Annotated in this window: 11 protein-coding genes; 4 read left to right on the top strand and 7 right to left on the bottom strand. The window is 62.8% G+C overall.

From position 1 onward, the window contains the following. The first annotated feature begins 43 nt into the window (after positions 1 to 43). From LDZ21_RS17000 to LDZ21_RS17010, 3 genes are all read left to right on the top strand, one after another. Complete coding sequence (locus LDZ21_RS17000) at positions 44 to 1,381, top strand: glycosyltransferase family protein (RefSeq protein ID WP_244794961.1); 1,338 nt, start codon at positions 44 to 46, stop codon at positions 1,379 to 1,381. A gap of 132 nt (positions 1,382 to 1,513) precedes the next feature. Then, entirely contained in the window at positions 1,514 to 3,913 is a 2,400-nt protein-coding gene (locus tag LDZ21_RS17005) for a phosphoketolase family protein (protein ID WP_244794962.1), read from the top strand. A 4-nt stretch (positions 3,914 to 3,917) separates the two neighbouring features. Continuing rightward, positions 3,918 to 5,024, top strand: coding sequence for an acetate/propionate family kinase (locus LDZ21_RS17010; protein WP_244794963.1), 1,107 nt, complete (start codon positions 3,918 to 3,920; stop codon positions 5,022 to 5,024). Between the two features lie 66 nt (positions 5,025 to 5,090). Here LDZ21_RS17010 and LDZ21_RS17015 read toward each other — a convergent pair whose 3' ends face one another. The 4 genes from LDZ21_RS17015 to amaB all read right to left on the bottom strand — a co-directional run bounded on the left by LDZ21_RS17015 (position 5,091) and on the right by amaB (position 8,868). Then, positions 5,091 to 5,477, bottom strand: coding sequence for a PaaI family thioesterase (locus tag LDZ21_RS17015; protein WP_035963863.1), 387 nt, complete (start codon positions 5,475 to 5,477; stop codon positions 5,091 to 5,093). Between the two features lie 259 nt (positions 5,478 to 5,736). Continuing rightward, a complete protein-coding gene (locus LDZ21_RS17020; RefSeq protein WP_244794964.1) occupies positions 5,737 to 5,943 on the bottom strand; it encodes a hypothetical protein in 207 nt (68 codons plus the stop codon). Positions 5,944 to 6,170: 227 nt separating this feature from the next. Continuing rightward, on the bottom strand, positions 6,171 to 7,343 hold the full coding sequence (locus LDZ21_RS17025; protein ID WP_244794965.1) for an NAD(P)/FAD-dependent oxidoreductase: 1,173 nt from the start codon (positions 7,341 to 7,343) through the stop codon (positions 6,171 to 6,173). A 25-nt stretch (positions 7,344 to 7,368) separates the two neighbouring features. Next, a complete protein-coding gene (amaB, locus tag LDZ21_RS17030; RefSeq protein ID WP_244794966.1) occupies positions 7,369 to 8,868 on the bottom strand; it encodes an L-piperidine-6-carboxylate dehydrogenase in 1,500 nt (499 codons plus the stop codon). Positions 8,869 to 9,055: 187 nt separating this feature from the next. Between amaB and LDZ21_RS17035 the strand changes: the two genes are divergently transcribed. Then, positions 9,056 to 9,670, top strand: a complete 615-nt coding sequence (locus LDZ21_RS17035) for a helix-turn-helix domain-containing protein (protein WP_244794967.1) — start codon at positions 9,056 to 9,058, stop codon at positions 9,668 to 9,670. On the opposite strand, the gene LDZ21_RS17040 is transcribed toward LDZ21_RS17035, so the two are convergent. The 3 genes from LDZ21_RS17040 to LDZ21_RS17050 form a co-directional block, all read right to left on the bottom strand. Then, complete coding sequence (locus LDZ21_RS17040) at positions 9,664 to 10,521, bottom strand: phytanoyl-CoA dioxygenase family protein (RefSeq protein ID WP_244794968.1); 858 nt, start codon at positions 10,519 to 10,521, stop codon at positions 9,664 to 9,666. The two genes, LDZ21_RS17035 and LDZ21_RS17040, sit on opposite strands and share 7 nt — an antisense overlap. Before the next feature lie 133 nt (positions 10,522 to 10,654). Beyond that, positions 10,655 to 11,503: an IclR family transcriptional regulator gene (locus tag LDZ21_RS17045; protein ID WP_244794969.1), complete on the bottom strand. Its 849-nt coding sequence runs from the start codon at positions 11,501 to 11,503 to the stop codon at positions 10,655 to 10,657. 57 nt (positions 11,504 to 11,560) lie between these two features. Continuing rightward, the gene (locus LDZ21_RS17050) at positions 11,561 to 12,385 is read right to left on the bottom strand and encodes a sugar phosphate isomerase/epimerase family protein (protein ID WP_244794970.1); all 825 of its coding nucleotides are present in this window, start codon (positions 12,383 to 12,385) and stop codon (positions 11,561 to 11,563) included.

Genomic DNA, 12,385 nt, shown 5'->3' on the forward strand with positions numbered 1-12,385 from the left:
TGTTTTAGGACACGTCCCATCCGAACTGTTCCTATTTGAGGCGATGCTAGGCGGTTTTCAATCGCTCGCCTTCAGGCTCTTCATGCTCGTCATCAGCCTTTTCTTCGATCACGCGCCGGGCGCGCTCGCCAATCATCGCCGCTACGCACGCATGCATGATTACCGGCACGTGCAGATTGACATGTCGCAGCAATCCGGCAGCGCGCCCGAGAAGCTGTGGACGTACAAATACGAGGTGCTGCTGCACCAGCTGAAACGTGTGGAGCCGGGCGAGATCGTGCTGCTGCTCAGCGAGAACGCCGTGATTCTCGGCTCGACGCCGCTTCCCACGCTGCTCGACGGCCGCGACTGGCTTCTCACATGCGCCGAATCGCCGCTTCCTCAGACGGATATCCAGCTTTGGCGCAACACCGAGCGGGTTCGTCGCAAGCTGCTCAAAGTCGTCACGCACTGCCGGTTCGGCGTGGAGCTTCCCCCCGACGAAGGCCAGTTGCTATGCGACTTCGAAGCGCTGCCCTCGCGCCACAAGATCGCCGATGCCCATGTGGTCGTTCCGGCTGCGGCCAATCTGGAGAGCGTCTGGGCCACGTGGAGCACGTTTTCCGTCTGTATCGCCGACGACAAGCATCATCGGCGGTTTCGCGCGGCGCTCTTCGCGCATGTCAACGAACGCTTGACGCGCAACCTGCCGCTGCTCTCGTTTCCCGGCACCGAGGCTTGCGACACGGAGCCGCATAGCGTCTATCAGCCGGAACAGGCCATCGCTGTCGTCACGCTTTACACGCCGAACGTCGTGCGTTACGGACGCATTGCCGAGGCGAACTTCAGACGCTATTGCGAGCGGCACGGCTATACGCTCTATCTGCATCGCGAGATTCCGTCGCATCTGAACGATGGCAAGACCGCCGGCAACTGGCTCAAGCCCGCGCTCTTGCGTGAGTATCTGCCGCATCACAAATGGGTTTTCTGGGTCGATGCCGATGTGCTTTTCAACGACACGAACCGCAAGCTCGAATCGATCATGTACGGGCACGATGCCCTTTTCGCCCGCGATGTCGGCACCTGGATCTTCAATTCCGGCATCATGGGATTCAAGCGCACGCAGCAGAACTACGATGCGTTCCAGCGCATTCTCGATGTATGCGGGCAACTTCCGGACAGGTCGAGCGTCTATGTGAATCACGGGGACCAGTTTTTTTTCAGCCGCGAATTCAAGCAGCATGCGGGCTTCGATGCAACGCACATTTCGTCGTTCATCGAATGGAATACGCCGTGGTCTTACCGCCTCCCGGACAGCTTCATGGTTCACTACATCGGTGCGTGGGAAGACAACAAAGCCTTGCTGATGGATTACGACGTCACGCAATCCGCCATGGAGTGAGCGCGCCCTCCGTTTCTGTCAACAACGCGTCGCGCGATCCAAAGTATGATCAGCGCGACGCTTCCTCATCCTTCCCGGGTACGAAGCCGCAAGACCGACGCTCCACGCAACGCTGACCGCAAGGAGAAGCAAGTGAACGACGACGTCCAGGGCAAAACCGCAACGCCCGCACCGCTTTCCGCCGACCTGTTGCGCAACATCGACGCCTACTGGCGCGCATGCAATTACCTCTCCGTCGGCATGATCTATCTGCGCGCCAATCCGTTACTGCGCGAGCCGCTCGAGCCCGAACACATCAAACGCCGCCTGCTTGGGCACTGGGGCTCGGACCCCGGTCAATCGTTCGTCTGGGTGCATCTGAACCGGCTCATCAAGCGCGACGACCTCGATGTGCTGTTCGTGTCGGGCCCCGGTCACGGCGCGCCCGCGACGCTCGCCAATTCGTATCTCGAAGGCCACTACTCCGAGATATATCCCGACCGCAGTTACGATGAACGCGGCATGCTCAGGCTCTTTCGCGCGTTTTCATCGCCGGGCGGCATCGGCTCGCATTGCACGCCGGAAACGCCGGGTTCCATCCATGAAGGCGGGGAATTGGGCTATAGCCTGTCGCATGCATTCGGTGCGGCCTTCGACAATCCGCAGTTGATCGTCGCAACCATAGTCGGCGATGGCGAAGCGGAAACGGGACCGCTCGCCACATCGTGGCATTCGAACAAGTTCCTTAACCCGGCGACCGATGGCGCCGTGCTGCCGATCCTTCATCTCAACGGCTACAAGATCGCGAATCCGACGATCCTCGCGCGCATTCCGCACGACGAGCTCGAAGCGCTGTTCAAGGGCTACGGCTACGAGCCGCATTTCGTCGAAGGCGACGAGCCCGAACTCATGCATCAGGCGATGGCCGCGACGCTCGAACGCTGTATCGGCGACATCAACGACATCCAGCAACGCGCACGCGCGAATCCGGGCGAGCTTACGCGCCCGCGGTGGCCGATGATCGTGCTTCGTACACCGAAAGGATGGACCGGCCCCAAGGAATTCGCGGGTCACAAGGTGGAAAACTTCTGGCGCTCCCATCAGGTGCCGGTGCCCGATCCGGCCACGAATCCGAAGAGCCTCGCGGTGCTGGAAGAATGGATGCGAAGCTACAAGCCCGAAGAACTCTTCGATGACGACGGCCGGCTCATCGAAAGCCTGCGCGAACTCGCGCCGGAGGGCACGCGGCGCATCAGCGCGAATCCGCATGCGAATGGCGGCGTGTTGCGCGAATCGCTCGATATGCCCGACATTCGCGCGTATGCGTTCGATGTGGAGAAGCCGGGCGCGATCTATCAATCGCCGACCGCCGTGCTCGCCACGTTCCTGCGCGACGTGATCCGCCGCAACATGAAGACGTTCCGCCTCTTTGGTCCCGATGAAACCGCGAGCAACAAGCTCGATGGCGTCTATGAAGCATCCGGCAAGCGGTGGCTTGCGGAAACGAAGCCGGAAGACGCCGACGGCGGCGCGCTCTCGCCCGATGGCCGCGTGATGGAGATGCTCTCGGAGCACACGCTCGAAGGCTGGTTCGAAGGCTACGTGCTGACCGGCCGCCACGGCCTCTTCGCGACTTACGAAGCGTTCGTGCACGTGATCGATTCGATGTTCAACCAGCACGCCAAGTGGCTCGAAAAGGCGAAGAACGAACTCGCGTGGCGTGCGCCGGTGCCATCGATCAACCTGCTGATCACGTCGCTCGTCTGGCGGCAGGATCACAACGGCTTCACGCATCAGGACCCCGGCTTTCTCGATGTCGTTACGAACAAGAGCCCGGGCGTCGTGCGTATTTATCTGCCGCCGGATGCGAACTGCCTGCTGAGCGTCGCGGATCATTGCCTGCGCTCGCATGACTACGTGAACGTGATCGTCGCGGACAAGCAGCCACATTTGCAGTATCTGAACATGCAGGATGCGATCGTCCATTGCGCGAAGGGCATCGGCATCTGGGACTGGGCATCGACGGATCAGGGGCATGAGCCGGATGTGGTGATCGCATGCGCCGGCGATATCGCCACGATGGAAGCGCTCGCCGCCGTCGAAATACTCAAGGCCGAATGCCTGGAGCTGAAGATTCGCTTCGTCAATGTCGTCGATCTGTTCAGGCTGATGCCCGACACAGACCATCCGCATGGCCTGTCGCATCGCGACTTCGATTCCATCTTCACGCGCGACAAGCCGGTGATTTTCAACTTTCACTCGTATGCGTCGCTCGTGCATAAGCTCACGTATAACCGCACCAATCACGCAAACATGCACGTGCATGGCTATCGCGAGCGCGGCAATATCAACACGCCCTTCGAGCTTGCGATCATCAACGGCGTCGACCGCTATACGCTTGCAATCGACGTGATCGATCGCGTGCCGGGTCTTTCCAGCACCGCCGCGCATACGAAGGAGCTGCTCAAGAACCGCATCATCGAAAGCGTGCGTTACGCGCACGACGAAGGCATCGATCGCGAGGAAATTCGCGACTGGACCTGGAAGGGCTGAGGCCATGACACAAGGCATCCTGGTGCTCAATAGCGGCTCGTCGTCGCTCAAGTTCGGCGTATTCATCGCGCGCGATGGCGATGAAGCGGCGTGGCTCTCGGGCAGCGCAAAAGGCATCGGACGCGCGAGCGGTTCGCTGTCGATGCGCTCGTCCGATGGCAAGATCGATATCGCGCAAGATCACTTGATGGAGTCGCAGCACGATGCTTTGCAGCGCGTCGCCGATGCGCTTGCGAGCCATTTGCGCGAGCCGCTGGCGGGCGTCGGGCATCGCATCGTGCACGGCGGCCCGCATGTGCGGACGCACGGCGAAATCACAGCGAGCGTGAAGGACGCGTTGCGTGAGGCGATTCCATTTGCACCGCTGCATCTGCCGCAATCGCTCGCGCTCGTCGACGAGGCGCAGCGCATCTTCCCGACCGTGCCGCATTTTGCGTGCTTCGACACCGCGTTTCATCGCACGATGCCCGAGCGCGCGCAGCGTTTTGCTCTACCGCGCGAGTACGCGGAGCGCGGCGTCGTGCGATACGGCTTTCACGGGCTGTCGTACGAGTCGATCGTGAACACGCTCGGCGCGCGCTTGCCTTCGCGGGTGGTGATCGCGCATCTGGGCTCCGGCGCGAGCCTGTGCGCCGTGAAAGATGGCCGCTCCGTCGATACGTCGATGGGCATGACGCCGACCGGCGGCATCCCGATGGCCACGCGCAGCGGCGATCTCGATCCGGGCGTGCTCATTCACCTTCTGCGCCACGAAGCGCGCGATGCGGACGCGCTGGAAACGCTCGTCAATCGCGCAAGCGGCATGAAGGGGCTATCCGGTTCCGATGACGACATGGAAGGGCTGCTCGCGCGTCGCGACCGTGGCGATGCGGACGCCGCGCTCGCGATCGACGTGTTCTGCGCGGCAGTCCGCAAACACATCGGCGCGTATGCGGCGCTGCTGGGCGGCGTCGATCTGATCGTCTTCAGCGGCGGAATCGGCGAACATGCTGAGGCGATCCGCACGCAAATACTCGATGGTCTTGGTTTTTTGCATGCCGAACATCGTGTCGTAGCAACGGACGAAGAGCGGCAGATTGCGCGGCATTGCCGACGGATGCTGGCTCACTGAGTTGGCATTTTGCATGCGGCATGCAGCGCATTGCATGCCGCATGCCATTCGCCGCATCCTGTTTGTTCACCGCGCGTACTTGAAGGTACCCTGCGCGCTCGCGATCATGAGCCGGCCATCGACCCACGCTTCGCCACGCGCGAAGTACACCGACCGGCCCTGCCGTTCGAGAAAGCCCTTCGCCACGACCTTGTCGCCGATGCCGCGATCGAGATAGTTCACCGTCAGCGACAACGTGAAGCCGTGTATGGGTGTCGAGCCGGTCGTGAACAGGCCGGTGTAACCACAGGCGACATCCAGCAGCGTGGCGATTGCGCCACCCTGAAGGATGCGCTGACGGTTCAGATGGCCCGCGTGAATGGGCATCGTGAATTCGGCGTAGCCGGCGCGCCATTCGGTCAGCGTCGCGCCGAGCGCTTCGAGGAAAGGATTGTCGAGATCCAGATTCGCCAAGCTACAGTCTCCCTGCGTCGTAATTGCCGTGGACGACAAGATGCGTGGTCGTCTCAATGATCCGATGCAAGGGATTGTGCCATCGTGTCGCCGTGCCTGTGCGCTGCGTTATGTGCGACGGCAGTTTGGCGAGATTCGGGGCCGCAGGAATTAGAGAAACTTCGCGTCAAAGCGCGAATTGATCTGGACTAGGGGCAACCGCCCTTGCGCGCCCCGCTAAATAGCGATAGCGCGCGCAAGTCATTACGTCGTAAAACGATTAGTTATATCCCCGAACCACGCAAGACTTTTGTTCCTCGTCTGCTTTTTCGCCGGCGAAACGGCCGCAAATTTCGGCAACATATTCCGGCTCGCCACTGACCTGGCTGGAACGATGCGACGCATGAGCCGTCGTATCGCCCGGTGCTTCGGAGTCTTCCATCCATTCCGCAGAACGCGTGTTGGACATATTTGATCGAACATCCATCTTTCGCCTCCTTTTTCCTTAACAGTTCCAGAATGCGCTTCTACGGGCCAAGTGGCCCTAGTGGATTTCATTGATGGACGCAGTCCGAAACTGTGCGGATGATTTAAAAAATGCGCGCCTGGCGGACGCTTCTCAATTGCCTGACCTCGATAACGATTCCGCCTGTCTTCAAGCCAGCCAGAATGATGCCTGCCCGTTCGCGGCGACGGCATTTTAAACGATCGCTTTTACACGACGTTTTTCTCGACAATCGGCCTTCCCTCGATAATGCGCGCCCAGCCAAGCGGCGACAAATCGAGCGTCGTATAGCGGCCGTGCAAAATCAGTTCGCTAATGCCGCGCCCCGTCGCCGGACCGTGCTGAAGACCGTGCCCGCTAAATCCGCTGGCAAAGATGCAATTATCGATGCCCGGATGCGCGCCGATAATCGCATTCTGATCGAGCACGTTGTATTCGTAATAGCCGGACCAGCAATGCTCGACGCGCAAGGCCTCGAATTGCGGCACGCGATGCGCGAGCGCGGGCCAGATGACGTCATCGAAAAGCGCGTGATCCACTTCGTCGAGCGGAAGGTCATCGGGGTCGTTATCGGCGGCGGGCGAAGCGCCGCAAATATAGGTGCGTCCCTCGGGCCGAAAATACACGCCGGTCGGGTCGATGAGCAGCGGACTACGCTCGAGCTTCGCGGGCGACGATACATTGAAGATGCTGCGCCGCCGCGCACGCACGGGAATGTCGATGTCGAGCATCGCCGCCAGCGAACGCGACCATGCGCCCGCCGCATTGACGACGACATCGCAGGCATACGCTTCGCCGTTGGATGCACGCACGCGCGTGGCGCGCCGGCCTTCGCGTTCGATGCCAGTCACTTCCGCCGCGACGTAGCGCGCACCGAGCGATAGCGCCTTTCGTCGCAGCGCCTGCACGAGCCCGTAGCCGTCGAACCAGCCCTCGCCGCTTTCACCGAACGCGCCCGCGGCGAGGTCGTCGGTGTTCAGCCACGGAAAGCGCGCGCGCAGGCCGGCGGGATCGAGCAACGAGATATCCGCGCCGAGATCGCGCTGCATCGCATGGTTCTCGCGCAGCGTCGCTTCGCCGGGAGGCGTCGCGAGAAAGAGATAGCCGCCCTCGTGCAAATCGATGCAAGGACGCTCGCCATCCACTTCGAGCCACTCGCCGACCGCACGCAGGAACTCGATACCGTAGAGCGACATCCGCACCGAAAGCGGCGTGGAAAACTGCTGCCGGATCGACGCCGCCGACAACGCCGACGACGAGCGCGCGTAAGTCGGATCGCGCTCAATTACGGTCACTTGCACGCTCGGGTCCGATGCGCGCAGGAAATACGCCGCCGAACTGCCGATCACCCCGCCACCGACGATCACCACATGAGATGCCACGCCGCCCCCGTCGCGAGTGAATGCGTCAGCCGAGGTTGAAGTCGATGCCCTGCGCAAGCGGCAATTCCGACGAGTAATTGATGGTGTTCGTCGCGCGCCGCATGTACGCCTTCCATGCGTCGGAACCGGATTCGCGTCCGCCGCCGGTTTCCTTTTCGCCGCCGAATGCGCCACCGATTTCCGCGCCGCTCGGCCCGATGTTCACGTTCGCGATGCCGCAGTCGCTCCCCGACGCCGCCAGGAAGCGTTCGGCCTCGCGCAAGTCGGTGGTGAAGACGCAAGACGACAAGCCATGCACGGCGGCATTATTCGCGGCGATGGCTTCGTCGAAATCGGTGTAGCGCATCACGTAGAGAATCGGCGCGAACGTTTCCTTCAACACGATCTCGCTTTGCGCCGGCATTTCGACGAGCGCCGGACGCACGTAATAGCCGCCTTCGCAACCGTCCACCGCCACGCGCTCGCCGCCGGAGACCTTGCCGCCCTCGCCCTTGGCCTGCTCGATTGCATCTTGCATGCGAGCGAACGCCTGCACGTCGATGAGCGGCCCCATCAGCACACCCGCTTCGAGCGGATTGCCGACCGGGACTTTCGCGTAGAGGTCCTTGAGGCGCGCGACGGTTTCATCGTAGATGCTGTCATGCACGAACAGACGCCGCAGCGATGTGCAGCGCTGCCCCGCCGTGCCGACCGCCGAAAAGAGAATGCCGCGCAGCGCGAGATCGCGATTCGCCGTCTGCGAGACGATGCCCGCGTTGTTGCCGCCGAGTTCCAGAATGGGGCGTCCGAAGCGCCGCGCCACTTCAACACCCACCGCGCGGCCCATCTCCGTGCTGCCCGTCGCGCTGACGATGTCCGAACGCTTGTCCGCGACCAGTTGCGCGCCGATGTCGCGATCGCCGATGACGACCGACGCCAGGCCCTCAGGCGCGCTGCCGAATTCCTCGATGGCGTCGCGCAAAATGCGATCGACCGCGAGCGCGGTAAGCGGCGTCTTCTCGGACGGCTTCCACACGACCGCGTTGCCGCAGACGAGTGCGAGCGCCGCATTCCACGACCACACCGCGACCGGAAAATTGAACGCCGAAATGATGGTGCAGACGCCCAGCGGATGCCACGTCTCCGCCATCCGGTGCCCCGGGCGCTCGGACGCGATCGTGAGCCCGTACAACTGCCGCGACAGGCCCACGGCGAAGTCGCAGATATCGATCATCTCCTGCACTTCGCCGAGGCCTTCCTGAAGAATCTTGCCCGCTTCGAGCGACACCAGCCGCCCGAGCGCCGCCTTCTTCTCGCGCAGGCGATTGCCGAGCAATCGAACGAGTTCGCCACGGCGCGGCGCGGGCACATTGCGCCACGCGGTGAAGGCGGTGCGCGCGTTCGCGAGGGTGGTGTCGACCTGCGCGGACGTGTGACGCTTCACGCGCCCGATGACTTCGCCCGTGATCGGTGAAGTCACGGCGATGTCGCCGTCAGCGACGAGGCTGCTGACGCCGAGGTCGGAAAGAATCGATTGAGCGTCCACGATGAAGTCCTTTTGAAGCCGATGCGTTGAGAGGCGCCGCGTGTTTCTGATCAGAAACTTTTCGCTGTCCGGAGACTATACTCGCCGTTGTCCGCGCTCACAATGCAGCCAATATTCGGGTTTTCTCCAGTCCGGACGGCCGGCCGGGCGCTGATGTATTATCGGAAACAAAACGCGCCTCGCCCCCATGAACACCGTCCCCATGAACCACTCGCCCGAAGCGTCTCTCGCCGATCTCGGGCGCAGAGTGAGACAGGCCCGCGTCGCGCAGAACATGACGCTCGAAACCGCGAGCCGGCTATGCGGCGTGTCGCGCTCGGCCTTGTCGAAGATCGAAAACGGGCTGATGTCGCCGACTTTCGACGTATTGCAGAAGATCGTGCGCGGCTTGCGGATCGATTTGGGCGAACTGTTCGGCAGCGCGAGCGCGCCTACCGCGAGCGGCCGCCGCGCGCTCACGCGCCGCAACGAAGGCCAGCGCCATGCGTATCGCGGCTATCAGATGGAATTGCTCGCCACCGATCTCGCCCACAAGGCGATGCTGCCGTTTCGCATCCGCATCTCGGCGCACACGCTCGACGCGTTCGACGACTGGGGCCGTCACGAAGGCGAGGAATTCCTCTATGTAATCAGCGGCAGCGTGTGTCTTTATTCGGAACTGTACGCGCCGACGCATCTGAACGCCGGCGACAGTCTCTACTTCGACAGCCGCACGGGTCACGCCGCGATTTCAACCAGCGAGGATGACGCGGAAGTGCTCTGGATGGCGACCGGCGGCGGCGTGCCGCCCGCCGCTCAGTAGCGTTTCGCGTTCGTTCGGCCTTCAGCGTTCGTGGCCCGTTCGATGGCTTCGAGGTTTTGCGGATACGGGTAGTTCAGTCCGAGCAACTGGCGCATCGTCTTGCTCGCGCGCTTCACGAACGCTTCGCCGACCATCGCGCGCAGGTCTTCCATCGGCTTCACGAATTTCGGCAGGTATTGGATCAGGACGGCGCTGCGGTCGCGCGTGCTGTGATTGGGCATCGCGCAATGCCACGTTGCGCCGAAGAACACGATGGCGTCGCCCGGTTCCGCCTCCATGCGTGCCGCCCGCTCGTAGAAGCGATCATTTTCGTTCGGATACCGAAGCGTATGCTGCGTATGCGGCACGAACGCCGTTGCGCCGGTTTCGGCGGTGAACGGATCGAGCGGAATGGTCACTTGTGCGTTGAGCGGAAAGCTCGCGTTGATGCCGACCGGAAACGTAGCGGGCATGTGATAGTCCCAGTACGGATAGTCGATGTGCGGCTCCTGTCCCGGCCCGCCTGGCAGAATGCGGTTTGCCGCGATGGAGCCCATGATGAAGTCGTCGCCGAGAAAGCGCCGCATCGCCGCGACGATGCTTTCCTGCTCGGCCATCTGCGAGAACACGTCGCCTTTCGCGAGCAGGTTCCATACGCGGCGCTGCAAATGCAGCGTGTCGTCTTGCGCGGCCTGCCCCTGAAAATGCGTGATCGTCTGCGCGCGATCGTCGGACTGCGCCATGACGATCCGCCGCGCTTCGTCGACCTGCGCCGCGCTGAACAAGCCTCGCACGCAGATGGCGCCGGGACCGTTCAAAAGGGCATCGACGGCGAGTTCGGGAGTGAAGGCAGCGGGATCGACTCGTTGCACGGAGGTCTCCTGGATGCGTTTCTGTGAGGCGCTTCAGTCGAACATATGACGCTGGCGCGCGTGCGCGACGTGATGACTTCGAGTCGCGCAAACCATGATACTGCACGGTCGACGACCGTTCGGCCAATCGCGGTCAAACCGCCGTCTTGCGCTTCTTTCCTTCCGTGCGCGCCGGTTCGGGAGCATCGGCCTTCATCGCGGAACGCTTGAAGTACGGCGAGCTCAACGTCGCGGCCCCCATATCCGACGCCGCCTCCAGCAACGCAGGCGCAAGTTCCTTCAGACGTGCGTCGGGCAGGCGGCTCGTCGGTCCCGCGAGACTCACGACGCCGACCACCGCGCCCGTCACCGGATGATGAATCGGCGCGGCCATCGACGTCATGCCGGCCTCGTACGTCTCGCTCGCGATGCCATAGCCGCGCTTTCGGGCGGCGTGCAGCTCGGCGAGAAATTGCTGAATGGTCTTGGGCGCCTTCGGGCCGCCTTGTCCCGGCTTACCTAGGCCGCCCTGCTTCGACACGAGGGCGAGCGCCTCTTCGTCCGACAACGACGACAGCCACGCCTGCCCGCTCGCCGTGCAATGCAGCGGTGGCTGGCTGCCCATGTCGGGGTCGTAGCGCAGGCCGGACTTCGCGCCCTGCGCCTTGCCGACGAACGTAATGTGATCGTCCTCGACGACGCCGAGCCGCGCCAGTTCCCCCGATGCCGCCGCGAGACGGTCCAGCACCGGCTGCGAGACATCGAGCACGCCGCCCGTCGACAGATAGATGAGCGCGAGCGACACAAGCTTCAGCGCGAGCATGTACTCGCCGTGATCCTTGTCCTGACGCACGTAGCCCTCGTCGATCAGCATCGCGAGCAGCCGATGCGTGCCGCTGCGCGGAATGTTGAGCGTATCCGCGATGGTCGCGAGCGGCATGCGCCCGCCGTTCTTCGCGAGCAATTCGATGATCGACAACGCGCGCTCGAGGTTTCCTGCCATTTAGTTTCTCGTTCGAAATGTCCTGTTCGGAATGAGAACACGATTCCACCGCGGAATTCAACCGTACGTCGCGTCGAGCACCGTTATCGTCGCTTCCCGCAGACGCTTTGCGCGCTCGAGCGCCGTCGCGGTCTTGGCCCATTCGTCCATCGGCGCTTCGATGGAAATCGGCAAGTCGTCCGGCAGCGCGCGAAGAATGCCAGCAAGGTCGATGGCGCCTTCGCCCGGAATCATCCGCGCGCAGCGAGCCTGATGCAGCAGCGTCGCGAGATCGGCCGGGCGCTCGGCGGGCGCGTCGCAGAACTGGAGATAGCCGAAATTCTCACGCGGCAGCGCACGCAACGCATCGACGGACGAATCCGCGCGGTCGAAGTGAATCGGATCGACGACCAGCCCGGTGTTCGCGCGCCCCGTCGCTTTCACGATGCGCGCGCCTTGCTCGATGTCCTTCACGTCGGTCCAGGGCATCGGCTCCAGGCTCGGCGCGAGACCGTAGGGCCTGGCGATATCGCACAGTTGCGCGAGCCGGTCGACGGTGCGCGCCTCATCGCGATCGTTGCCCGCGACCAGCACGAAGTGCGCGCCCAGTTCGGCGGCGGTCTCGAGCATCGGCTCGTACGCGGTCACATCGGTATCGGGCTGGAGCCGCAGAATTTCGGCATCGAGCACGCGGATGCCGGTGTCGCGCAGCGCCGCGAGCGTTTCGCGCTTGAGCCGCGTCGCGCCGATGATCTCGTGCCGAACCTCCGTGTCCGTCGCGGGCAAGAGCCGCAGGCCGACGAAATCGTAACCCGCCCGCGCCGCGCACTCGACCATCTGCGGCGGCGTCAGTTCGAGCACCGTGAGTGCGGAAAGCGACAGTTTGCGTGTTGGCGTCGTCAT

Source organism: Caballeronia grimmiae (assembly GCF_022879615.1).
Classification (GTDB): domain Bacteria; phylum Pseudomonadota; class Gammaproteobacteria; order Burkholderiales; family Burkholderiaceae; genus Caballeronia; species Caballeronia grimmiae.

Bases quoted from the DNA above. Each gene is read 5' to 3' on its own strand.
- LDZ21_RS17050 (WP_244794970.1), bottom strand. From the start codon at position 12,385: ATGACGACGCCAACACGCAAACTGTCGCTTTCCGCACTCACGGTGCTC.
- LDZ21_RS17000 (WP_244794961.1), top strand. From the start codon at position 44: ATGCTAGGCGGTTTTCAATCGCTCGCCTTCAGGCTCTTCATGCTCGTC.
- LDZ21_RS17045 (WP_244794969.1), bottom strand. From the start codon at position 11,503: ATGGCAGGAAACCTCGAGCGCGCGTTGTCGATCATCGAATTGCTCGCG.
- LDZ21_RS17035 (WP_244794967.1), top strand. From the start codon at position 9,056: ATGAACACCGTCCCCATGAACCACTCGCCCGAAGCGTCTCTCGCCGAT.
- LDZ21_RS17020 (WP_244794964.1), bottom strand. From the start codon at position 5,943: ATGGATGTTCGATCAAATATGTCCAACACGCGTTCTGCGGAATGGATG.
- LDZ21_RS17010 (WP_244794963.1), top strand. From the start codon at position 3,918: ATGACACAAGGCATCCTGGTGCTCAATAGCGGCTCGTCGTCGCTCAAG.